The organism is Dactylosporangium sp. NPDC049525 (assembly GCF_040676755.1).
Classification (GTDB): Bacteria; Actinomycetota; Actinomycetes; order Mycobacteriales; family Micromonosporaceae; genus Dactylosporangium.
The window spans coordinates 130,427-152,507 of the sequence record NZ_JBFAPO010000002.1; the positions used below are offsets into that span (position 1 = coordinate 130,427).

Annotated in this window: 22 protein-coding genes and 2 pseudogenes; 13 read left to right on the forward strand and 11 right to left on the reverse strand. The window is 72.6% G+C overall.

What is annotated here, in order from left to right:
- Positions 1-27 precede the first annotated feature (27 nt).
- Both AB0K00_RS04865 and AB0K00_RS04870 read right to left on the reverse strand, forming a co-directional pair.
- A complete protein-coding gene (locus tag AB0K00_RS04865) occupies positions 28-1,800 on the reverse strand; it encodes a PAS domain S-box protein (RefSeq protein WP_363515417.1) in 1,773 nt (590 codons plus the stop codon).
- A gap of 47 nt (positions 1,801-1,847) precedes the next feature.
- The gene (locus AB0K00_RS04870; protein ID WP_363515420.1) at positions 1,848-2,819 is read right to left on the reverse strand and encodes an aminoglycoside phosphotransferase family protein; all 972 of its coding nucleotides are present in this window, start codon (positions 2,817-2,819) and stop codon (positions 1,848-1,850) included.
- Between the two features lie 216 nt (positions 2,820-3,035).
- On the opposite strand from AB0K00_RS04870, the gene AB0K00_RS04875 reads away from it, so the two are divergent.
- Both AB0K00_RS04875 and AB0K00_RS04880 read left to right on the forward strand, forming a co-directional pair.
- Entirely contained in the window at positions 3,036-4,943 is a 1,908-nt protein-coding gene (locus tag AB0K00_RS04875; RefSeq protein ID WP_363515423.1) for a PPC domain-containing protein, read from the forward strand.
- Positions 4,944-5,000: 57 nt separating this feature from the next.
- The gene (locus AB0K00_RS04880) at positions 5,001-6,056 is read left to right on the forward strand and encodes an FAD-dependent oxidoreductase (RefSeq protein ID WP_363515426.1); all 1,056 of its coding nucleotides are present in this window, start codon (positions 5,001-5,003) and stop codon (positions 6,054-6,056) included.
- A 56-nt stretch (positions 6,057-6,112) separates the two neighbouring features.
- On the opposite strand, the gene AB0K00_RS04885 is transcribed toward AB0K00_RS04880, so the two are convergent.
- On the reverse strand, positions 6,113-7,132 hold the full coding sequence (locus tag AB0K00_RS04885) for a LacI family DNA-binding transcriptional regulator (RefSeq protein ID WP_363515429.1): 1,020 nt from the start codon (positions 7,130-7,132) through the stop codon (positions 6,113-6,115).
- 116 nt (positions 7,133-7,248) lie between these two features.
- Between AB0K00_RS04885 and AB0K00_RS04890 the strand changes: the two genes are divergently transcribed.
- The 5 genes and pseudogenes from AB0K00_RS04890 to AB0K00_RS04910 all read left to right on the forward strand — a co-directional run bounded on the left by AB0K00_RS04890 (position 7,249) and on the right by AB0K00_RS04910 (position 10,393).
- Positions 7,249-7,410, forward strand: coding sequence for a hypothetical protein (locus AB0K00_RS04890; protein ID WP_363515432.1), 162 nt, complete (start codon positions 7,249-7,251; stop codon positions 7,408-7,410).
- 173 nt (positions 7,411-7,583) lie between these two features.
- Positions 7,584-8,579: pseudogene (locus tag AB0K00_RS04895) on the forward strand (ABC transporter permease subunit); the annotation flags it as partial.
- A gap of 124 nt (positions 8,580-8,703) precedes the next feature.
- The gene (locus tag AB0K00_RS04900) at positions 8,704-9,471 is read left to right on the forward strand and encodes an ABC transporter permease subunit (protein ID WP_363515435.1); all 768 of its coding nucleotides are present in this window, start codon (positions 8,704-8,706) and stop codon (positions 9,469-9,471) included.
- Between the two features lie 5 nt (positions 9,472-9,476).
- Positions 9,477-9,968, forward strand: a pseudogene (locus AB0K00_RS04905) (ATP-binding cassette domain-containing protein); the annotation flags it as partial.
- A 113-nt stretch (positions 9,969-10,081) separates the two neighbouring features.
- A complete protein-coding gene (locus AB0K00_RS04910; RefSeq protein WP_363515438.1) occupies positions 10,082-10,393 on the forward strand; it encodes a hypothetical protein in 312 nt (103 codons plus the stop codon).
- Between the two features lie 16 nt (positions 10,394-10,409).
- Here AB0K00_RS04910 and AB0K00_RS04915 read toward each other — a convergent pair whose 3' ends face one another.
- The 6 genes from AB0K00_RS04915 to AB0K00_RS04940 form a co-directional block, all read right to left on the reverse strand.
- Positions 10,410-11,300 (reverse strand): septum formation family protein, encoded by an 891-nt coding sequence (locus AB0K00_RS04915; protein WP_363515441.1) that lies wholly within the window; start codon positions 11,298-11,300, stop codon positions 10,410-10,412.
- Positions 11,301-12,179 (reverse strand): septum formation family protein, encoded by an 879-nt coding sequence (locus AB0K00_RS04920; protein WP_363515444.1) that lies wholly within the window; start codon positions 12,177-12,179, stop codon positions 11,301-11,303.
- A gap of 71 nt (positions 12,180-12,250) precedes the next feature.
- Positions 12,251-13,129, reverse strand: a complete 879-nt coding sequence (locus AB0K00_RS04925; RefSeq protein WP_363515447.1) for a septum formation family protein — start codon at positions 13,127-13,129, stop codon at positions 12,251-12,253.
- Positions 13,130-13,295: 166 nt separating this feature from the next.
- Positions 13,296-14,669 carry a DUF2252 domain-containing protein gene (locus AB0K00_RS04930; RefSeq protein ID WP_363515450.1) on the reverse strand — a complete coding sequence of 458 codons (1,374 nt, stop codon included), beginning with the start codon at positions 14,667-14,669 and terminating at the stop codon, positions 13,296-13,298.
- A 25-nt stretch (positions 14,670-14,694) separates the two neighbouring features.
- Positions 14,695-15,654 (reverse strand): 2-dehydropantoate 2-reductase, encoded by a 960-nt coding sequence (locus AB0K00_RS04935; protein WP_363515453.1) that lies wholly within the window; start codon positions 15,652-15,654, stop codon positions 14,695-14,697.
- Positions 15,651-16,382 (reverse strand): tyrosine-protein phosphatase, encoded by a 732-nt coding sequence (locus tag AB0K00_RS04940; RefSeq protein WP_363515456.1) that lies wholly within the window; start codon positions 16,380-16,382, stop codon positions 15,651-15,653. Before AB0K00_RS04940 ends, AB0K00_RS04935 begins: the two co-directional genes overlap by 4 nt.
- 39 nt (positions 16,383-16,421) lie before the next feature.
- On the opposite strand from AB0K00_RS04940, the gene AB0K00_RS04945 reads away from it, so the two are divergent.
- The gene (locus tag AB0K00_RS04945) at positions 16,422-17,576 is read left to right on the forward strand and encodes an aromatic acid exporter family protein (protein ID WP_363515458.1); all 1,155 of its coding nucleotides are present in this window, start codon (positions 16,422-16,424) and stop codon (positions 17,574-17,576) included.
- Positions 17,577-17,647: 71 nt separating this feature from the next.
- Entirely contained in the window at positions 17,648-18,307 is a 660-nt protein-coding gene (locus AB0K00_RS04950; RefSeq protein ID WP_363515461.1) for a DUF3159 domain-containing protein, read from the forward strand.
- 10 nt (positions 18,308-18,317) lie between these two features.
- Here AB0K00_RS04950 and AB0K00_RS04955 read toward each other — a convergent pair whose 3' ends face one another.
- Positions 18,318-18,668, reverse strand: coding sequence for an STAS domain-containing protein (locus AB0K00_RS04955; RefSeq protein WP_363515464.1), 351 nt, complete (start codon positions 18,666-18,668; stop codon positions 18,318-18,320).
- A 107-nt stretch (positions 18,669-18,775) separates the two neighbouring features.
- On the opposite strand from AB0K00_RS04955, the gene AB0K00_RS04960 reads away from it, so the two are divergent.
- From AB0K00_RS04960 to AB0K00_RS04975, 4 genes are all read left to right on the forward strand, one after another.
- On the forward strand, positions 18,776-19,384 hold the full coding sequence (locus tag AB0K00_RS04960) for an RNA polymerase sigma factor (protein ID WP_363515467.1): 609 nt from the start codon (positions 18,776-18,778) through the stop codon (positions 19,382-19,384).
- Positions 19,384-20,091, forward strand: a complete 708-nt coding sequence (locus AB0K00_RS04965; protein WP_363515470.1) for a hypothetical protein — start codon at positions 19,384-19,386, stop codon at positions 20,089-20,091. The genes AB0K00_RS04960 and AB0K00_RS04965 overlap by 1 nt, the downstream gene beginning before the upstream one ends.
- Positions 20,092-20,163: 72 nt before the next feature.
- Positions 20,164-20,820 carry a hypothetical protein gene (locus tag AB0K00_RS04970; RefSeq protein ID WP_363515473.1) on the forward strand — a complete coding sequence of 219 codons (657 nt, stop codon included), beginning with the start codon at positions 20,164-20,166 and terminating at the stop codon, positions 20,818-20,820.
- A 49-nt stretch (positions 20,821-20,869) separates the two neighbouring features.
- Positions 20,870-21,607: a septum formation family protein gene (locus AB0K00_RS04975; RefSeq protein ID WP_363515476.1), complete on the forward strand. Its 738-nt coding sequence runs from the start codon at positions 20,870-20,872 to the stop codon at positions 21,605-21,607.
- 34 nt (positions 21,608-21,641) lie between these two features.
- On the opposite strand, the gene AB0K00_RS04980 is transcribed toward AB0K00_RS04975, so the two are convergent.
- The gene (locus AB0K00_RS04980) at positions 21,642-22,043 is read right to left on the reverse strand and encodes a type II toxin-antitoxin system PemK/MazF family toxin (RefSeq protein WP_363516428.1); all 402 of its coding nucleotides are present in this window, start codon (positions 22,041-22,043) and stop codon (positions 21,642-21,644) included.
- Positions 22,044-22,081 lie beyond the last annotated feature (38 nt).

Consider the following 22,081-nt stretch of genomic DNA (forward strand, 5'->3'; position numbering starts at 1 on the left):
CCGGCCAAGCGGAACCTGTGACGGCTCTCAGTGATACTTACGGGACGAATTGTCCCGGTTTGCCGCGCCCGGAGTGTCCTCCCAGTGGCGCCGCAGCAGCTCCAGCTCGTGCCGGCGCTGCTCGGTGACGTCGCGCATGGTGATGACCATGCCCCGCACGAGGCGGTCGTCGCGCAGGTCGCGGAAGCTGACCTCGACGAGGACCCGGGTGCCGTCGGGGCGGCGCAGGCTCCAGGTGCCGCGGGTGCCGTCCCGGCCGCCGGTGAGGGCCACGCCCAGGGTCGCGTCGACCTGATCGCGGTCGTCCGGGTTGACGATCTCGCGCAGGGTGGCGAACGGGGTCGGCCAGATGCCGAGCAGGTCCGTCACCGACGGGCTGGTGTACCGGATCCGCTCGTCGTCGTCGAGGACCAGCACGACGTCGTTGGTGTGTTCGGCGACGGCGCGCAGGTAGTCGTCGCTGTCGCGGCGGCTGGCGGCGTCGGTGAGCGCGATGCGGGCGAGGGCGAGCGCCGCCTGCCCGGCCAGGACCGTGACCGCGTCCTGGACGGTGCGCAGGTCCTGCCGGTCGGCGGCGATGTAGAGCACGGCCGCGTCCAGGGGGCAGACCAGCACGTAGCCGAACTCGCCGAGGCGGTCCTGCCACAGCGGCGGCGTCAGGTGTACCGGCACGATGCGCGGCGCGGACAGCTCGTTGAGCGGCAGCAGGTCGGTGAGGCTCGAGTCCACGACGATGATGTGCGGGGTGTCGGTCGGCAGCAGTTCGCGGACCGCGGTGCGCACCGCGACGGCGACCGCCCCGGCGTCGGTGACGCTGACCAGGACCGTGCCGGCGTGCCGCAGGGTCCGCTCGCGCCGCAGCCCTTCGGCGTGCCGGCGCACCGCGTCGTTGAGCCTGGTGACCAGCAGCGCGAGGCTGATGCCGAACCCGACGGCGATCACCGGGCCGTCGTGGACGGGGCCGGTCATCGCCTGGCCGACCAGGACGACCGGCGCGACCGCGACCGCGGCGAGCAGCGGCACCATGCCGAGCCCGCGGACCGGCGCGTCGCCGGGCGGTGGGGTGGTCGGGGGATCGGTGAGCCGGGTCATCGATGGCAGCAGCGCCGCCGCGCCCCAGGTCACGTACAGCACGACGTAGGCGAAGTCGGCGGGGCCGCCAGGTGCCAGCCCGCCGTGGGTCTGGGCGATGCCGTAGGCCACGTCCCCGGTGAGCATCCCGACGGCGCCGACGGCGAGCAGGACCGCGGAGGGGTTGCGTGGCGCGGCGCGGACCAGCCGGACGGTGACGACCAGGACGATCACGTCGCCGAGGGTGTACGCGGCCTGGATCGACCACTCGGTGCCGGTGACCCCGTCGGTGCCCAGCCGCGGGCTGATGCTGAACACCCAGGCGGCGAGCAGCGCGGCGCTGCTGACGGCGAGCAGGTCCAGCAGGCCGGCCCGGCTGTCGAGGGCGGACGAGGCGCGGGTCAGGCCGATGAGCGCGATCGCCACGAACGGGAACATCGCCAGGTAGCACAGGTTCGCCAGCGGTGGCGGCTCGGCGCCGGCGTCGGCCATCAGCCCGTACAGGTAGTCGCCGGCCATCATCGCCACCAGCGAGGCGGCGAGGGCCCACCACGGGCCGGAGCGCTGCGGCTGGATCCGCCGGATGCCGAACACGATCGCGCCGGCGCCGGACAGGCCGATCCCGGCCCAGGCCACGGAGTCCAGCTCGGGTGCGATGAACACCACAGAGCCGAGCGCCGCCATCAGCGCGCCGTACACCGCCATGATCAGGATCTGTCGTCTACCCATCGACACCCTTACCGTATGTAGCGTCCTCTATATCACATCGTGGTGGCTCAACCAAGATCTCGATGGTCGGCGAGCAGTTGCGGCGTCACCCACTCGTGACGCTCCCGGGCCTCGTCGCCGACCATGCCGCGGCTGGGCATCTCGGCCAGGAGCAGGACCGCGAACTGCAGCCGGTAGAGCATCAGGCGGCGGCGCTGGGTCGCGGTGAACGGGTGCGGCCCGGGCCCGCCGTAGTACCCGCGCAGCACGGGATGCGCGGGAAGTTCCTCCATCCGGCGGCCGATGGCGGGGGAGACGAAGTCATACAGCGGGTCGCCCCAGAAGTAGCGCTCGCCGTCGACGAGTCCGGTCAGGCGGGGCCCGTCGCACAGGACGTTGCCGTCCCACAGGTCGAAGTGCACCAGCGCCGGCCGCTCGACCTCGTCCAGGGCGTCGGCGTGCCGGTCGACGGTGGCCAGGACCTCGTCCGCCGGGACCGGCAGTGGCACGTCCCAGTCCGCGGCGTCGGCGAGGATGTCGGCGGTCATCGCGGTGAACGCGGTACGCCACGTCGGCCCGGACGCACGCCCGCCGCCCTCGTATCCGAACTGCCCGCCGGTCACCGCGTGCAGGTGCCGCAGCGCCACGCCGAGCTGCTCGCGGACCGTCTCGGCGGCGTGCTCGTCGGGCAGCTCGGTCAGCGGCCGGCCGGGCAGCAGCCCGACGACCACCACGTCGTCGTCGGCGTGGAACACCGGCGGCACCGGTACGTGTGCCGTCGCCGCGCCGACCGTCCGGTAGTAGCGCGCCTCGGCCGCGATGACGCCCCGCTCGTAGCGCAGCAGCGGCACCCCGTCGGGCGGCCCGACCTTGACCACGACCTCGCGGCCGTCGGACAGCGTCGCCCGCCAGACCGCGGCGAACGTGCCACCGGTCAGTGGTCCACAGTGGACGGCGGTCAGCCCGAACCGCTCCCGGAGCAGGGCGGTCAGGTCCTCGGCGGTGAGCAGGCGTTGCGTGGGGCTGACGGCGTTCGGCACCCCAACACTCTAGGCGAGCCCCAAGATCGCCGGTACCCCGTGATCAACATAGGCGTTGATCATTCGATCTGTTAAATCCTGTATTGACAGCGGTTGGGGGTAGTGGAGACGACCTTGCAGGCCATAGCGTGCACGAAACGCCTGACTCAATGGGGAGGCCAAGTGAGGAAAAGGCTAGCCAGTCTCGCTGTCGCCGGATTGGTGGGTGCGGCACTGGTGGCGTTGCCACAGAGCCCCGCCGCGGCGGCACCGTCCAAGGAGCTCAGCGACGGCATCAAACGCCAGCTCGCCGCGGGCATCCAGGTGGTGCCGAAGCAGCAGTCGACGCTGAAGGCGCCGCAGAACGCCGTCAACCCGTACACCGCGCTGCTGCGGGACAACAGCAAGGTCGACAAGTACTACTGGTCCGAGGTGGCCAAGACGCAGGCCGCCGCCCGCGCCAACCTGAAGAAGAACTCGCTGACGGCGGCGGCGACGTCCCCGCTGCTGCACGACGAGGCCGAGCCGCGCGGCACGTTCGGCTCCAACGACAGCCACGCCACCGCGGAGCTGGTCAAGGGCTTCGGGACCGGCAAGAAGCTCAACAACCGGGCGCGCGTGCTCGGGCAGCTGTCGCCGGAGACGGTCAGCCTGTCCACGGTCTCCGCGCCGGCCGAGGACAACGGCGCGATCCCGATCGCGTCGGACGTCCTGCTCGGTGCCGGCCGCAAGGGCGTCGCGACGAGCGGCGACATCGGTGACGGGCCGCACGGCAGCGCCGGCGACGACACCGGTGACTTCGACTTCATCAAGGTGACCGCGACCGCGGGGCAGCAGCTGATCGCCGGGACCGACACGCCCAGCGGGCCGCTGGACACCGTCATCGGCCTGTACGACGCCGCCGGCGTGCTCGTCGGCACCGACGACGACGGCGGGCCGGGCCTGGACAGCCTGCTCAACTTCACGTTCACCACGTCCGGCACCTACTACCTGATGATCTCCGGGTTCGGCACCGGCACCGTGTTCCCCGCCGACCCGTTCGACTCCGGCAGCGGGCTCGGGTCCGGCAGCGAGGGGCCGTACCTGCTCAACACCACGCTGTCCTTCCCCGACCGGGACTTCTACGCCGTCGACCTGCTCGCCGGGGACGTCCTCGGCGCGTCGGTGACCGGCGTCGGCACCCGGCTCACCGTCCGCGACCCGTCGGGCCGGATCGTCTTCGGCTCCGAGCAGGACGCGAGCTTCATCTACGCGCCGTCCTCGCCGCTGCCCGGCGGCGGCAACGCGGTCGTGTCGCAGGTCGCCGCGACCAACGGCCGGTTCACCGTAGAGGTGGGCGGCGCCGCCGGCCTGTACGACATCACCCTCGAGGCCTACCGTCCCGGCCCTGAGGCGCAGGACAACGGCACGGTCCAGACCCTCTTCCTGGACTTCGACGGCGCCCGGATCAACACCGCGATCTTCGGTGGTCCCGGGGTGCGCACCCTGTCGCCGCTGGCCGGCTTCCTCGGCAAGTGGGGCCTCACCGCCGCGGACGAGAACAAGGTGATCAACGAGGTCATCGCGTCGGTCAAGGAGAGCATCATCACCGACGCCAAGGCCCGCGGCACCAACCCGCGCTTCGGGCTGAGGATCCTCAACAGCCGTGACGACCCGGACCCGTTCGGCCAGCCGAACGTGCACCGCATCGTCGTCGGCGGCACGATCGCCGAGTCGGGCATCGACACCATCGGCATCGCGCAGTTCATCGACCCGGGCAACTACGCGAACGAGGACAGCGCGATCGTCCTGCTCGACGTGCTCAGTGACCCGAGTGGCGCGGCGTCGCTCAACACCTACATCACCCCCGCCAGCAACAAGATCAAGTTCATCGGGCGGGCGCTGGGTAACGTCGTGGCCCACGAGGGCGGTCACCTCTACGGCAACTTCCACACCGACCCGCTCAACACGACGCCCAACCTGATGGACGCCGGCGGCGCGTTCCCCGGCCTCTTCGGGGTCGGCCCGGACAACGTCGGCGGCACCGCGGACGACGTCGACTACGACTTCGGCGACGACGAGTTCTTCCCGGACGAGGGCCTCGTCGGCATCGAGGACACGCTGAACACCACGGCCTGGGGCCTGACCAAGGGCAAGGCGAAATGACCCGTTAGCTGGGTCACCAGCTGGAAGATCCGCGTCCACGGTGGGGTTCTCCCCATCGTGGACGCGGACTCGGGTGAGGGCATCGTGGTGATCGGCGCCGGGCAGGCGGGCCTGTCCGCGGCGTACCACCTGCGCCGGCTGGGCCTCGACTTCGTCGTCCTCGACGCGGACGACACCCCCGGCGGCGCGTGGCAGCACCGCTCGCCGTCGCTGGGCGTCGGCGAGCTGCACCGCATCTTCGACCTGCCCGGTCTGCCGTTCACCGCCCCACCGTCGGGCACCGCGGCGTCGGTGGTCGCGGCGTACTTCGCCGACTACGAGCGGCACTTCGACCTCGACGTGCGGCGCCCCGTCCGCGTCCGCGCGGTCACCCGGGACCCCGCCGGCTTCGCTGTCGCCACCGACGCGGGCGACTGGCAGGCGCGGGCGATCATCAACGCGACCGGCACCTGGAGCCGCCCCTATCTCCCGGTGTACCCGGGCGCCGCCGGCTTCCTGGGCCGCCAGCTGCACTACGCCGCCTACCGCGGCCCGGCCGAGTTCGCGGGAAAGCGGGTGCTCGTGGTCGGCGGCGGCAACTCCGCCGTCCACGTCCTGTCGGAGCTGCCCGGCGTCGCCGCGTCCACCCGCTGGGTGACCCGCCGCCCGCCGCAGTTCCACGACGGCGAGTTCACCGAGGACCGCGGCCGCGCCGTCATCGCCGAGGTCACCGAACGGGTCGCGGCCGGCCTGCCCCCGCAGAGCGTCGTCAGCGTCACCGGCCTGGGCTACACCACCCTGGTCCGCGCCGCGCTCGCCAAGGGCGCCCTGGACCGCCACCCCATGTTCGACCGCCTCGTCCCCACCGGCGCGATGTGGGGCGATTCCTTCGAGCCCTTCGACGTGATCATCTGGGCGACGGGGTTCCGGGCGGCGCTGAGCCACCTGGCCCCGCTGCACCTGCGGGAGCCGGGCGGCGGCATCCGCCTCGACGGCACCGCCACCGTGCGCGAGCCTCTCGTCCACCTCATCGGGTACGGCCCGTCGGCCAGCACCGTCGGCGCCAACCGGGCCGGGCGGGCCGCGGCGCTGTCCCTGGCCGCGGCGCTGCTCCCGAGCTCGCCGGTGCGCTGATCGCCTTGCGCTCGCGGCCCGCGTGCGTGCTCGTCACGCCCGTGCAACGGCGGCGGTCAGGACGGCGGTGCGATCGACGCGCGGGATCGCAGCGGCATGTCGATCACGTGGGCGCCGGCCTTGCGGTCCGGGTCGAGCAGGAGCTCCACCGCGCGGCGGCCCAGCTCGAAGTGTGGCAGCGCGACCGAGGTCAGCTGCGGCCGCAGCCACGACGCCAGGTCCGAGTCGTCGAACGCGACCACCGACAGATCCTGCGGAATCCGCAGGCCCGCCTCCGTCGCCGCCTGGTAGGCACCCATGGCCAGCCGGTCGTTGAGGCAGATGAACGCCGTGGCCCGGGCGCCGGTCGACAGGAACGTGCGGACCGCCTCGTACGCGGGCTCCGGCCACCACGGCGACTCGATCGTCCCCGCGACGCGGGTGCCCGCGGCCATGAGGGTCTCGTCGATGCCGGTGCGGCGGTTGCGGGCCGCGTACACGTGCGTCGCCGACTCGCCGACGATGTGGATGCCGTCGCGGTGGCCCGCCGACAGCAGCGCCGCGGCGGCGGCCCGGCCGGCGGCGAGCTCGTCGGGGATCACGCTGACCGGGCGGCGACCGGCGACGCAGTTGACGAGGACCACGGGATGCCCGCGCAGCGCCACCGGGACGCGGATCTCGCGGGTGTACATCGCGGCGTAGAGGAACCCGTCCACGCCGCGGTCGAGCATGTCCTGGACCAGGCGCTTCTCGGTGGCGGCGTCGCCCTCGGTCTCGCCGATGAACAGCAGGTGCTGGCGGGTCAGCGCGGTGGCGGTGGCGCCGCGGATGATCTCGCCGGCGAAGACGTCGGTGGCGATCGTGTCGGAGACCAGGCCGATCGTCTGGGTGACCCGGGTGCGCAGGCTGCGGGCGGTGAGGTTGGGCCGGTAGTCCAGCTCGCGGGCGGCGCGCAGGACGCGCTGCTCGGCGTCGGCGGAGATGCGCATGTCGCGGCGGCCGGTGAGCACGAAGGAGGCGGTCGTGCGCGAGACGCCGGCGCGGTGCGCGACGTCGAGCAGGGTCACCCGGCCTGCCGGCATTCGCAGCACCTCCATTGAGACAACCGCCCAGGTGATCAGTTTGACGTATCGGAGCTCACCGCTTGACAGGAACCACCGACCGGCGCACGGTCAAGACAGCTGAATGCATTTAGCAGGAGGTGCCGGGCAGCATGTTGCGACTTGCCGACCACTGGGTGTGGGACAGCTGGCTGGCGGTGGCCGGCGAGGAGTTCCACCTGTTCTTCCTGCGCACGTCGCGGGCGCTGGTGGCGGCGGCACGGCGACGGGCCGGTCCTGGAGGCGGACCAGCGGTGGTACCGCTGCCCCGGTGACCAGGCCCGCCTGGCCGGGACCGGGAGGGCGGGCTGTGCCTGCTGGGCTTCCGGGACCGGGAACACGGGGTGTTCCATGGCGAGATTGTGGATCCGATCCCGGTCACGTGGGCGAACCGCCGGCTCATCGAGCGGCTGGCGTAACAAGCCCGTAACGCCCTTGACATTCGTCGATGCAAGGGCGAAAGCTGACTGCTAACTCGATTCAGCATCGCGAGGTGGCCAATGACGGCTCGACGCGTGGCAACGATCATCACCCTGTCCGCGGCAGCAAGGCCGAGGCGATCCGCGCGATCGAGGGCGCCTCCGTGCAGCAGGTCCCCGACTCCGTCGAATACGTGCTCACCATCGCCACCAAGGGCGACGACATCGTGTTCCTGCTGGTCGACCCGGCCACGAAGGCCGTGCAGGCGGGCACGAAGGACGGCCTGGAAGGGGTGGCCGGCGCGCAGGTGACCGAGGCCGGCAAGGTGACCCGCGCCGACGGGTACACCATCCTCGGCATCGTCGAGGCGGACGCACGGGGTGAGGACATCGCCGCGTTCAGCGTCCCCACCGCCAAGGGTGCGATCCGCAACCAGGGTCTCAGCGGCGCCTTCGAGGGACAGCCGCAGCAGGTGTACGACCAGCGGTGCGACTGTGTCCGCAACGTGGCCGACGGCCGGACCTGGACGGCGAACGGCAACCGCGGGTACTTCGTGGACGCCACCGGCGCCAACCTGGCCCAGGGCTGGAAGGTCAACGTCGGGTTCCGCAACTTCGCCGACGTGCTGTCCAACCCGCTCATCGCCAAGTACTTCCTGCGGATCCTGGTGTGGAACTTCGCCTTCGCGCTGCTGACGGTGCTCATCACGTTCGCGCTCGGGCTGCTGGTGGCGATCGTGCTCAACAACACCCGGCTGCGCGGGCAGCGGCTCTACCGGTCGCTGCTGATCCTGCCGTACGCCATGCCGGGCTTCGCCATGCTGCTGCTGTGGCGCGACATGTTCAACACCGACTTCGGCCTGGTCAACCGGCTCTTCGGGATCCACGTCAACTGGTTCGGCACGTCGTGGAGCTCGATGGTCGCGATCCTGATCGTGCAGCTGTGGATGGGCTACCCGTACATGTTCCTGGTCTGCACCGGCGCGCTGCAGGCGATCCCCGGCGACCTGAAGGAGGCCGCCGCCGTCGACGGCGCGAAACCCTTCTACGCCTTCCGGACCGTCACGTTCCCGCTGCAGCTGGTTCCGGCAGGTCGGGTGGCGGCACCTGGTCGGGATCGTCGCGCTGTTCTTCGCCCTGTTCCCGATCGTGTTCCTGGTCTCCGCCGCCCTCAACCCGCTCGGCACCCTCGGCACCGCGAAGATCGTGCCGAGCGGGGCGAGCCTCGACAACTTCCGCCACCTGTTCCAGCAGACCCAGTTCTGGACCTGGTTCGGCAACACGATGCTCATCGGGCTGTCCGCGGCGGCGATCGGCATGTTCCTGTCCGCGTGCGCCGCCTACGCGTTCTCCCGCTTCCGGTTCCGGGGCCGGCGGATGGGGCTGCTGAGCCTGCTGCTGGTGCAGATGTTCCCGCAGTTCCTGGCGATTGTGACCCTCTACCTCATGTTCGCCACCGTCACCGACCTCTACCCGGTCATCGGGTTCAACACGCCGTGGTCGCTGATCCTGCTGTACCTCGGCGGCGCGCTGGGCGTGAACACCTGGCTCATGAAGGGGTTCTTCGACACGATCCCGAAGGACCTCGACGAGTCGGCGAAGGTCGACGGCGCCACCCACGTCCGGGTCTTCTTCGACATCATCCTGCCGCTGGTCGCGCCGATCCTCGCCGTCACCGGCCTGCTCGCGTTCATCGGCACGGTCAGCGAGTTCATCATCGCGAGCATCTTCCTCACCGACCCGGACGACAAGACCCTCGCCGTCGGCCTGTTCGGCCTCGTCGCGGGCGAGCGCAACAACAACTTCGGGATGTTCGCCGCCGGCTCGCTGCTCGCGGCGATCCCGACCGTCGCGCTGTTCCAGTTCCTCCAGCGGTACATCGTCGGCGGGCTCACGTCCGGCGCAGTGAAGGGATAGACGTCATGGCGCAGGTGGTCCTCGACCGGGTCGACAAGCAGTACGAGAACGGCTTCCACGCCGTGCAGGACCTCGACCTGGACATCGCCGACGGCGAGTTCCTGGTCCTCGTCGGCCCGTCCGGCTGCGGCAAGAGCACGGCCCTGCGGATGGTCGCGGGCCTGGAGGACATCAGCAGCGGCACCCTGCGCATCGGCGAGCGGGTCGTGAACACCCTCTCGCCGAAGGACCGCGACATCGCGATGGTGTTCCAGTCCTACGCGCTGTACCCGCACATGAGCGTCGCCCAGAACATCGCCTACGGCCTGAAGATCCGCCGGATGGAGAAGGACGAGATCGCCCGGCGGGTCCAGCGGGCCGCGGACATGCTGGAGCTCGGGCCGCTGCTGGGCCGCCGCCCCAGCCAGCTGTCCGGCGGGCAGCGGCAGCGCGTCGCGATGGGCCGCGCCATCGTCCGCGACCCGCAGGTGTTCCTCATGGACGAGCCGCTGTCGAGCTGCACCTGGGCAGCACGACGCTGCACCTGCCGGACGGGGTCCTCGCGGCCCGGCCCGCGCTGCGCGACTACGTCGGCGGCCGGGAGCTGGCCGTCGGGATCCGCAGCGAGGACATGGAGGACGCCCGGCTCGTGCCGGCAACCCCCGCGTCGTCCCGCCTGCACGCCACGGCGGCGCTGATCGAGGCGCTCGGCTCGCAGATCGTCGTGCACTTCACCATCGACGCGCCGCGGGTCGTCACCGAGGACACCCGCCTGCTGGCGAGGGAGGCGCAGACCGAGGACCTGCCGACGGCCCACGCGACGAAGTTCGTCGCCGCGTTCGCGCCGCGGTCCCGGGTCCGCCTCGGCGAGCGGCTCGAGATCGTGGTCGACACCGAGCGGATGCACTTCTTCGACCCGATCACCGGTCAGGCCATCAGATAAGCCCTCAGACAAGCCGTCAGATCGTGATGTTGCCGGCGCCCTTCAGCGACCGGGTGATCTTCTTCGGCAGGCTGAGGTAGCAGCGGGCGTTGTGGTTGCCGGCCTTCCACTCGTCCTGGGCGACGACGAGCGGCCAGAAGGCGTAGGCCGCCTTCGCCTTGGCCAGGGCGCTGTCCGGCATCCCGGTGTAGGAGCGGAGCTTGTCGAGGCAGGCCGTGCCCCACGCGGCCGTGCGCGCCTTCACATCCGTGGGAAAGACCGCGCTCGCCGAGGCGACGTTGCCGACGAACTCGACGTCGTGCGGTGCGGTGCAGGCCAGCGGGTCGACGTCGGTCCAGCTGCCGCCGGTCTCGATCTTCGTGCCGCACCCGAGCAGCATGTCGCCGCCGGGCCGCAGCGCGTCCTTCAGCGTGGTCGTGCGAGGGCCGAGCAGCCCGCGCTCCGATCGCATCGCGGCGACGTCGCAGCGGAAGAACCGCGCGCCGCCCTTCCACTGGCTGCCGCTCGGCGCGTACACCAGCATCCGCACCCGCCCGTCCTGCCACGACCCGCCGAGGAACTTGGTGAGCTCCGCGTCGCAGGCCGCATACGTGTCGGCCATCTCGTCCAGCGACGGCGCCCGGTCGGCATCCGCGAGCGGGCCGGTGAAATGTCCGACGTGGACGGTCTCCACGACGTGGCTGAAGTCGCACGGCGTCTGCACGACGCTGTGCGACGTGTGCAGCAGCTCGATGACGTTGGCGGCCTGGGTCGTCCAGCAGTCACCGGCCCTGGGCTCGGGGACCTTCGCCTCGCCCAGCATCGCCCACTCGTCGACGAGGTCCTTGTCGACCCCGCCGGGCACCTCCGTGCACCCGGCCACCGCCAGCAGTACCAGCGCCAGCACGGCCATCATCCGGGTTCGCATTCAGATCGCCGCGCTGCCGTTGTCCTTCAGCGACCTGCTGATCATCTTGTGCTCGAGCATCATGTAGCACCGGGCGTCATGGTTGCCGGCCTTCCATTCGTCCTCACCGGCCAGCGGCCAGTATCCGTAGCCGACGTCCGCCAGGGTCCGCTCCGAGCTGCCGGTGTAGGCGCGGATGCGCTCCCAGCACGGGCCGGCGAACGCCTTGCCCGTGGCCTTGCCGTCCGCGGGATACACGCCGGTCGTGGAGTGGGCGACGCCGACGAACTCCGCGTTGTGCGGCGCGGTGCAGGCCACCGGGGTGATGTCGTCCCACTCCTCGATGGGGCCGACCCTGATGCCGCAGCCCAGCAGCATCGAACCACCCGCCCGCAGGGTGCCCCTCAGGGTCTCCTTGCGGGGATCCAGCACGCCCAGCTCGGTGCGCAGCGCGGCGACGTCGCACCGGTAGAACCTGGCGCCGCCGAGCCACTGGATGTCCGACGGCGTCGTCACGAGCAGCTGCAGCCGGCCGTGGGTCCACGGCGCGCCGAGGAACTCCGTCAGCTTGGCGTCGCAGATCCGGGACTCCTCCGCCAACTGGTCCGGCGCCGGCGCCTGCTTGCCCTGGGCCTTGCTGCCGCCGAACTGCCCGACGTGCACCGTCTCGATGAAGTGCGAGTAGTCGCACGGCGTCTGCACCATGGCGCCCGGCCGCTGCATGATCACGTAGACGTCGGAGGTGCTGCTGGTCCAGCAGTCGCCGGGGACCTTTGCCTCGTCCAGCATGGACCACTCGTCGACCAGGTCCTTGTCGACGCCCGCGGGCGTGGGCACCCTGGCGCAGCCGGACACCGCCAGCACCAGCGCCAGCACGGCCGCCAACCGACGACGCACCACGATTTCTGCCTCCCCCGCGAGACGCGCGAGGGCAGTGTGTCAGTAGTCGATCATCGTGACAAGGGGTGCGCTCAGACCGCCGCTTTGCCGTTGTTCTTCAGGGAGCGGGTGAGCTTCTTCGGCAGCAGGACGTAGCAGACGCCGCTGTGGTTGCCGGCGCCCCATTCCTGCCCGTTCGCCGCGATCGGCGCGTACCAGTACCGGGCCTTGGCGCTCGCCAGCGCGTTGATGGCGCCATTGGTGAAGGAGCGGATCTGGTCCACGCACGCCGTGTCGTAGGCGGCCTTCCAGGCGTCCTTGTCCTGCGGGAACGTGCCGGACTTCGAGGCGATGACGCCCATGAACTCCACGTCGTGCGGCGCCGTGCACACCACCGACGTGACGTCCTTCCAGGTGTCGATGGTGCCGTTCATGGCGGCGCAGCCGATGAGCCGGTCGCCACCGGGCTGCAGGCTTCCCTGCAGTGACGCGGCCCGCTGCTCCAGGGCGCCCAGCATGCCTTTGAGCGAGGCGACGTCGCACCGGTAGAACCTGGCACCGCCCCGCCACTGGGTCGCGGTCGGCGGATACACCAGCATGCGCACCCGGCCGGCCTTCCAGGAGCCGCCGAGGAACTTGGTGACCTCGGCCTCGCACGCCGTGTAGGTCTCGGCGATCTTGTCCGGCGCGGGCGGCTGGTCGGCGTCGGCGGTGGCGCCGGTGAAGTGCCCGACGTGCACGGTCTCGATGATGTGGGGGCCGTTGCACGGGGTGGCCGTCGTGGCGATGGGCGTCGTCACGATCTTGTCGATGTAGGTCGCGGAACTGGTCCAGCAGGCACCGGCGCTGGGCTCGGGCACCTTGGCCTCGCCGATCATGGCCCACTCGTCGACGAGGTCCTTGTCGACGCCGGCCGGCACCGCCGTGCATCCTGCGGCCGCCGCCAGCGTCAACGCCAGGACAGCCGCCATCCGAAACCGCACCACGTTTCTGCCTCCCCCGCAAGACGCGCGCGTGGGCAGTGTGCCAGCCGTCGATCACCGCCACAAGTCGGTTGCGCGCCCCTGCCGGCTCCCGCGACAGGCCGGCGGATCCGCGGGGCCGGCACCCGGCGGATCCGTCGCGGTGCGGGATGCGTCAGATGCCGGTGGTGGCGGGGAGTCTGCCGGCGGTGACGGCGGCGAGCAGGGCGGCGTGGTCGGCCTCGGTCTGGTCGGCGTAGGCGGCCGCGAACGTGGCGAACCCCGCGTCGAACTCGTCGCCGTCGGCGGTGTCGGGGGCGCCGCAGTAGCCGGACAGGGTGCGGGGGTCGATCGACTGCGCGTGGGCGCGGGCGAGGACGACGCCGCAGACGCGGGCGTAGTCGTCGAGCTGGCCGGCGCCCAGGGTCGTCGGGTCGATCGAGCCCTTCATGTCGCGGAACTGGCGCACCAGATACGGCAGGCCGTCGATGCTCGTCCAGCCGAGCAGGACGTCGCTGACGGTCTGCATCCAGCGCTGGCCGCGCACGACGCGCTCGCCGGCGTGCTGGTCCGGCACCGGCGGCAGGTAGGGCGCCAGGGCCGAGGCGCGGGCCTGCTTGACCTGCAGGACGAGGGCCTCGTCGCCGTTGCCGTGCAGGAGCACCACGTAGGAGCGGTAGCCGACGCTGCCGAGCCCGACGATGCGGTGCGCCACGTCGACGACGGCGTACCGGCCGAACAGGGTGCGGATCTCCTCCTCGAGGGTCGCGGCGTAGCCGTCGAGGGACTCGATGACGGGGTAGGCGTCGGCCGAGTCGAGCGGGACCAGGATCGGCGGCGCGGGGGTGAAGCGCCACGCGTCGTGTTCGAGGCGCTGGGTGAACTTCTGCGCCACCCGGCGGCTGGTGTTCTTCTTCGCCTTCTTGCGGACCCGCTCGAAGGTGTCGGCGATGTCACCGATGCCGAAGTGTTCGAGGGTCGAGTGGTCGGTGGTGAGGTAGTACGCGTCCAGCAGCGGCATGTCGGCGAGCTCGGCCAGGGCGGTGCGGTAACCGGTGGCGCAGTCGCGGGCGGCGTCGCGGCACTCGTCGTCGGGCAGGCCCGCCTCGCGGCCGGCGCTGACGAGGCTGGTGGCGAGGCGTTTGAGGTCCCAGTCCCAGGGGCCGACGACGGTCTCGTCGAAGTCGTTGACGTCCATGACGAGCCGGCGTTCCGGGGAGGCGAAGAAGCCGAAGTTGGCCGCGTGCGCGTCGCCGCAGATGTAGCCGTGCAGGCCGGTGTCGCCGCCGCGCAGGCCGGTGGCCAGGTCGGCGGCCATCACGGCGGCGGAGCCGCGCAGGAACGCGAACGGCGAGCTGATCATCCGGCCGATGCGGATCGGCACGAGGTCCGCGACCCGTTCGGCGTTGGACGCGGCGATCGCGGCGACCGGGTCGCGGCCGGCCGCGGTCCGCGGCTCGGTGAGCGACTTGACGGGGGTGCTGGCGCGGCGCTGGGTGCCCTCGGCGCGCAGGGCCTCGGGGGTCGACCATCCGGTGGAGCCGATCATGCTCCTACGGTAACGGCCGGCGGGGTCAGGGCGCTGTCGGATACAGGCCACGTTCCCGGGCGGCGAGCCTGGTCAGGCCCAGCAGCGCGTCGAGCGACGGAGTTGCGACGCCGACCGTGGCGGCGATCTCGCGCACGACGGTGAGCATCGCGTCGAGCTCGATCGGCCGGCCCGCCTCCGCGTCCTGCAGCATCGAGGTCTTGAACGCGCCGAGCTTGCGGGTCACCGCGTTGCGGTCGGTGGGGCTCTGTCCCACGGGGCAGCCGATCCGGGCGCCGATCTGCGCCGCCTCCCGCATGACGGCGTGGGCGAAGCCGTTGACCAGGTCGTCGTCGAGGATCTTGTCGGCGGTCGCGCCCGTCAGCGCCGAGATGGGGTTGACGGTCATGTTGCCCCATAGCTTGTACCAGATGTCGGCCTTGACGTCGGCCGACTCCCGCACGGAGAACCCGGCGTCGCGCAGCACGCCGGCGGCCGGGCCCGGGTCGGGGCCGCCGGGTGCGGCGCCGAGGATCAGTTCGTTCTCGGCCTTCAGGTGTACGACGCCCGGCGCCGCCACGCTCGCGCTGAGGTGCACGACGCAGCCGAGGAGCGAGGAGCTCGGGATGCTCGCGGCGATGCTGCCGGTCGGGTCGACGCTGTGCAGCCGCCGCGGGTGCAGGAACCACCACGGCACCCCGTTCAGCGCCGCGACGACCACCGTGTCCGGCCCCAGCAGCGGGGTGAGCGACGGCGCCAGGTCCGGCAGCGCGTGCGCCTTCACGGTGAGGAACACCAGGTCCTGCGGGCCCAGCACGGCCGGGTCGGCCGAGGCGGTGACGTGGACCGTGCGCTCGTCGTACACCTGCCGCAGCCGCCACCCGGAGGACCGGATCGCGGCGAGGGTGGCGCCCCTGGCCAGGACCGACACGGGCAGTCCGGCCGCGGCGAGGCGCACGCCGAGGACCCCGCCGACCGCGCCGGCGCCGACGACGCAGATCCTCACGCCGGGTCCTCCAGCAGGTGCGCCTCCAGCGCCGCCAGCCGCGCCTCGGGCAGGCCCATCTCCAGCAGGTAGCCGCGGACCGAGCCGTGCCGCCGGTGCACGTCACCGAGGAACAGCAGCATCGCCTCGGCGGGGGACACCAGGTATCGCGCCGGCATCGCCGCCATCTCCGGGTTGACCCGGCGCATGTGCTCGGTGAACCGGCCGGTCGCGGCGGCGGTCAGCGCGTAGTCCTCGGCGATGACCTCCTCGGCGACGCCGAGCGCGGCGAGGGTGAGCGCGGCCACGACGCCGGTGCGGTCCTTGCCGGCGACGCAGTGCACGACCACCGGCGCGTTGTCGGCCTCGGCGATGACGGAGACCGCGGCGACCATCGCGGCGGCGCCGCCGTAGGCGATGTCCAGATACCGGTTGGCCAGCCAGCGGGCGTCGCTGGGCTCGTCGTGGTCGGTCGCGTCCTCCCACTCGGCGTGCTCGGGGTGCAGGTGGTGGTAGGCGAGGCCGTCGAACTGCGGCACCCGGCCGTCGCGGGCGACCTCCCGCGGCCGGCGCAGGTCGATGACGGTCCGCACGCCGAGCGCGGTGAACGACGCCGCGTCGGCCGGGTCGAGCCGGCTCAGGGAGTCGGAGCGGAACAGCCGGCGCCAGCGCACCGTGCGGCCGTCGCGGCCGGGGTAGCCGCCGAGGTCGCGGAAGTTGAACAGGTTCGGGTGTTCGTAGCTGCGCACGCTGCGACCCTATCGGGTGTGCCGGTAGGGTTTCGTCACGTGGATCCCGCCCGGTCGAAGCCGTTCTCGAGGCCCAGGGCCCTGGTGGCCGAGCCGCTCGGCGCGCTGCTGGCGAGCGTGCCGAAGAGCCGGCCGAGCTGGCTGACCGTCGTCAAGACCACCGTCGCGGCGACCGCGGCGTGGGTGCTCGCCCGGCAGCTCGGCGACAACGCCGCGGTGCTGTTCGCGCCGATCGTGGCGATCCTGACGCTGCAGGCCAGCGTGTACGGGTCGATCGCCACCGGCCTGCAGCTGCTGTTCGCCAATCTGGTCGGCACGGGCCTGGCCGTCGGCTGGGTGCGGCTGTTCGGCCTGACCTGGTGGTCCCTGGCGCTCGCCGCGTTCGCCGCCCTCGCCCTGGCCAGGCAGGTCACGAACACGCCCCTGGCGCGCAACCAGCTCACCATCGCGATGCTGGCGGTGCTCGTGCTGGCGCCGGTCGCCAAGGGTTACGGGCAGTGGCGCTTCGTCGACGTCGCCATCGGCAGTGTCGTCGGGCTGCTCGTCGCCGTGATCGTGCCGGAGCGCCCCCGGCTGCGGCAGGCCCGCGAGGCCCTGGCCGTCTGGGCGGCGCAGTCGGTCACGGTGCTGCGGGACATCGCCGACGAGCTGGACCGCCGCGACGGTGAACCGGTCCTGGAGCCGTCGCAGCGGCACGACTGGATCGCCACGTCGCGGGCGCTGACCGACCTCAGCGCCGACGCCGCGGCCGAGGTCGGCGGGGTCGAGGAGACGGTCCGGCTGCACCTCGCCGCCGGCCGGCTCCGGCAGCGGGTCGCCGACCTGCGCGACGAGCAGCTGTTCCTGGTCCGCATCACGCTGCAGGTGCGGGCGGTGTCCCTGGCCACGGACCGGCTCTACGACCGGGCCGGGCAGCCGCCGGCCCTGGACCGCCGGACCCTCGCCGGGCTGCTGCGGTCCCTCGCGGGGCTGCTCAGGGAGCGCCTCGACGGCGACGACGACGGCGAGACCGACGACTCGGACCTGCGGGCGGCGCTGACCGGTGCCGTCGAGCGGGTTCACACGGTGTTCCCGAGCGCGGTCGCCGTCCTCGACTCCGTCAGCCTCCTCGGCCGGCTCGACCAGCTGCGCCAGGACATCGGCGGTGAGGACGCGACCGCCCTGGTGGACCCGGACACCCTGCCGCGATCGTGACCCGCCGGGCGGCACCGGGCATGATAGGGCAGGCTTACCTGAGGTGGGCCGGGCTCTGGAGGACGTGGACGGTGCGCAACGGGGACGAGTCACTCGCCGACCTGCTCGGCGGGCGGCGGGCCGCGCTGGACAGCGTCGTGCCGGTCGCCGGGTTCGCGGCGGGGTGGCTCGCCGGCGGCCGTTCGATCGCGCTCGGCGCGGGGATCGCGGTCCTCGCCGGCGCCGCCGTCGCGGTGTGGCGGCTGCGGCAGGGCCGGGCCCCGGCCGCGACCGTGGTCAGCCTGCTGCTGGTGTGCCTCGGCGCGATCGTCGCGCTGCGCACCGGCCGGGCCGAGGACTTCTTCCTGGTGCGGCTGCTGACCAACGCGGCGAGCGCGCTCGCCTGGGCCGGCAGCGTCCTGGTGCGCTGGCCGTTCCTCGGGCTGATCGCCGGGACCGTGCTGGGCCAGAAGACCCGGTGGCGCCGCGACCCCGCGCTGCTGCGCGCCTACCAGGCGGCCAGCTGGGTGTGGGTCGGCCAATACCTGGTGCGCCTGCTGATCTTCGTGCCGCTGTGGTGGGCGGGGCAGGTGGTGTGGCTCGCCACCGCGCAGGTGGTGCTCACCTGGCCGCTGGTCGCGGCGTGCCTCGCGGCGAGCTGGTGGGTGTTCCGCCGCAGCCTGCCGACCGGGCACCCCGGCATCCGCCACCCCCGGCCCGTGCCGTCCGACGCGGGGGTGAGCGGTCCGTGACGCCGCGCCCTCAGGGAGCCTTCAGGGCGATCACGGCCTCGTCGACCGTGTCGGTCAGGGTGAAGACCCGGTCCAGCGCGGTCAGGTCGAAGATCCGCCGGATCCGGGCGTGCGGGCACACCACGGCGAACCCACCCGATTCGGTGTCCCGCAACCGCTTGTGCACCGACACGAGGACCCGCAATGCTGTGGAGTCGATGAACTCCACCTCCGACAGGTCCAGCACCAGCAGGGTCGCGCCGTCGTCCAGGCAGCGGTGGACCCACATGTGCAGGGCCGGTGAGGTCGCCACGTCGAGGGCGCCGGTGGGCGTGACCACGACACAGCCGTCGACCGTCTCGGTCGTGATGGCGTCGGTCATGTCCGCTCCTGCAGTCGGTGCGTCAACGGTCGTCCCCCTCAGTGGCGCGCGGATAGTGCTCGTCCCTGAAGGGGCGGTCCGCGCTCGCCACGCGTTACACCCGGTCGGTGACGCCGGTGCGTGACACCGACCTTGCCGCGCCGTTGCGGGCGGCGGCCGACGGTGACGAGACCGGTTTCGCCGTGCTGTGGCGCGCCCTGCAGCCGGCGGTCCTACGGTACCTGCACGCTGTGTGCGGAGACGCAGCGGAGGACGTCGCGTCGGAGACCTGGCTGCAGGTCGTGCGGGACCTGCCCCGCTTCGCCGGCGACGCGACCGCGTTCCGGGTGTGGCTGTTCCGCATCGCCCGGCACCGGGCCATCGACGACGGCCGGCGGGTGTGGCGCCGCCGCGAGGAGAGCCGCGACCACGTCGAGTCCGGCTGGCCGGCGCCGGACGCCGCCACGGAGGTCATCGAGCACGCCGGCACCGAATGGGCGCTGCGGCTCATCGGGGAGCTGCCACCCGACCAGGCCGAGGCGGTCCTGCTCCGCGTCGTCGCCGGGCTCGACGTCGCCGGCACCGCCGAGGTCCTCGGCAAGCGGCCCGGCGCGGTCCGCGTCGCCGCGATGCGGGGGCTGCGCCGGCTCGCCGCACACCCACAGGTCCGCTCCCGCCACGTCGCCTTCGGCACCACCACCGCCGACCTGCCCCACCCACACCTGGAAGGTGCCTGATGCGCGGGTGGTGGTGGCGTCGCCAGACCCTGCCCAAGGCCGAGGCGCAGCGGCTGCTGGACGGCGGGTCCGGCGACTCCGCGGTGGCCGACCTGCTCCGCGCGGCGTCCGGCCCGGCCCGGTCCGGCGAACTGGCGGGGGAGCGGGCCGCGGTCGCCGCGTTCCGGCAGGAGTACGCCGCCGGCGCCGGCACGGCGAGCGTCCGCAGCGAGCTGCCGCGCGCGATCCGGCACCCGGGCCGCCGGGTCGCGGTGCTGGCCGCGGTGCTCGCCGCCGGGGTGCTCGCCGGGACCGGGGTCGCCGCGGGCGCCGGCCGGCTGCCGGAGCCGTTGCAGCGGGCCGCGCACGACTGGATCGACAAGGTCCCGGAGCCCGACCCGCGGCCGCGGCCGGAGCAGACCGTCCGCGCCGCGTCGCCGACCCCGCCGGCGGTGCACCGCCCGGCGGTCACACCCACCCCGACGCACCCCGGTACCCTCGCCGCCGCCGACGCCAAGAAGCTCTGCAAGGAGTGGGAGAAGACGCGCGACGACCCGCACCGCAAGCCGATGGACCCCGCCGACCTGCGGGCGCTCACCGCCGCGGCCGGCGGCCCGGAGCGGATCGAGGGCTACTGCGGGCTGACCCCGACCGGACCCACGCCCGGGCCGCCCGGGCAGCCGGGCCCGCCGTCCGGCACCAAGTCGAAAAAGGCGGCCCGTCGCTGAAACGCGTGACGTGATCGCGTGCCCGGCGTTGAGCACCACGACGACGGATGACCGCGCGACGGGATGGACGCCATGGACGGGACCACCGAACAGCTCAGCATGACCGCCGCCGAACTGTCGTTCCTGCTCGCGAGCGGGGGGCAGCCGGGGGAGGCACCCCGGCTGCTCGGGCTGACCGACGCCGACCGGGCCGACGCGGTGCTCAGCGCCGGCCTCGGGTCGCTGCTGCTGCGCCACCTCGCCGCGCCCGTGGACGGGCAGAAGCTGGAGCTGGCGCCGGCGGTCGCCGCGGTCGCCGCCGGGCTGCACCGCCCCCGCGCGTTCGTGCAGGTCGGGCTGACCGCGGAGGACCACGCCGACGGGGCGCTGCTGTTCGATGCGGAGATGACCCGGTTCCTGGTCGCGGCGCGGGCGTACCGCTGCTACGACATCACCCCGATCGGCGCCGACGTCGACGTGCGCGAGCCGCTGCTGGCGATCGCGGACCGCTTCCTGCACCGGCACCGGCCCGCCGTGGCCACGTTCAACACCTCGACCGTGCAGGCCGTCACCCGCGGGACCGCGCCGGCCCGGGCGACGCTCGCGTCGGCGACGGACGGCTCCTGGCGTTTCGTCGGCAGCGACGGCACCGACGCCACGGCCACCGTCGTGGCGAGCTTCGACGAGGCCGCCGCGCTCATGCGCGAGGAACTGGCGAAGATGCTGCCGGTGTTCCAGCCGCAGCCCTGACCCGAATCGGCGTTGATGATCTCGGGCGCGGCCGATACCGTGCCCGACCATGCCCAAGAAGACCGTGGTGTACATCGCCGTGCTGCTCTGCATCGCCGGTGTGCTGCTGTGGCACATCATCTCCCAGGGCCCCGGCGGCTCCGGGGCGTCCGGCCGGGGCTGCTACGCGACCCTGTCGGGGGTCACCGGGATCCCCGGCGCGGGCGAGCGGCTGGAGCCGGTGGGCTGTGACCAGGCGCACGACTGGGAGATCATCGTGCAGCTGGACGCCGCCGGCGCCGAGGAGGAGTGCCAACGCAGGGTCGACGCGTTCCTCGGCGGGCCCTGGCGGCAGTCCCGCGTCATGTGGGGCCTGTCCGAGCAGCGGCGCGGCAAGGCGTACTGCGGCATGGTGGAGACCTCCGGCACCGCCGCCGAGGCGGTCGGCAGCACCGCCAGCTTCAAGGACGGCCTGCGCGGCGACCGGCGCCTCGCGATCACCTGCCTCGTCAACGACCTCGACGACGAGGAGAACCTGCTGTACGGCGACTGCGCGGAGCACCACTCCGGCGAGATCGTCGGGGTCGTCGCCGACGGCACCGACCAGCGGGCCGGCTGCCCGGGCGTGGCCGCCGGCTACCTGTCGCTGACCGAGGCCGAGCTGCGGGACCGCGGCGACCTGCAGGTGCGCTGGTTCGAGGACGGCTCCGGGCTGTGCTTCGTGGCCGAACCCGACGACCCGGACGGCCGCCACGACACCCTGCGCGCCACCGTCAAGGGCCTGGGCAAGGCGCCGCTGCCACAGTGACCGGCCGCCACCGCGGCGGCCGGCCCGCGCGGTGTCAGTCCCAGCCGTAGGAGGCGCGCAGCTGCTCGGCGATGCGGTCGAAGCGCTGCCGGTCCAGCACCGCGCCCTCGCGCCGGATGCCGTGCTCCTCGACGGTCAGCACCCGGTCCAGGCGGACCCAGCTCGGCCGCTGATCCCGGTCCCACGATCCGGGACCGAGGGCGAACCAGTTGCGTTGCCCGTCGCGCTCGCTCTGGCTGGACAGCATCAGGCCCACCAGCGACGTGCCCTTGCGCCCCACGACCAGGACCGGGCGGTCCTTGCCCTGGTTCGGGTCGTCCTCGTACTGCACCCACGTCCACACGACCTCGCCCGGGTCGGCGGCGCCGTCCAGCTGCGGGGCGTACTGCAGCAGCTTGTCGCCGGCGTGCTTGGGCGGCGGCCCCGGCTTGTGCAGCGTGGCCCGGGGCGCGGTGCCCCGCGGCGCGGCGGGTG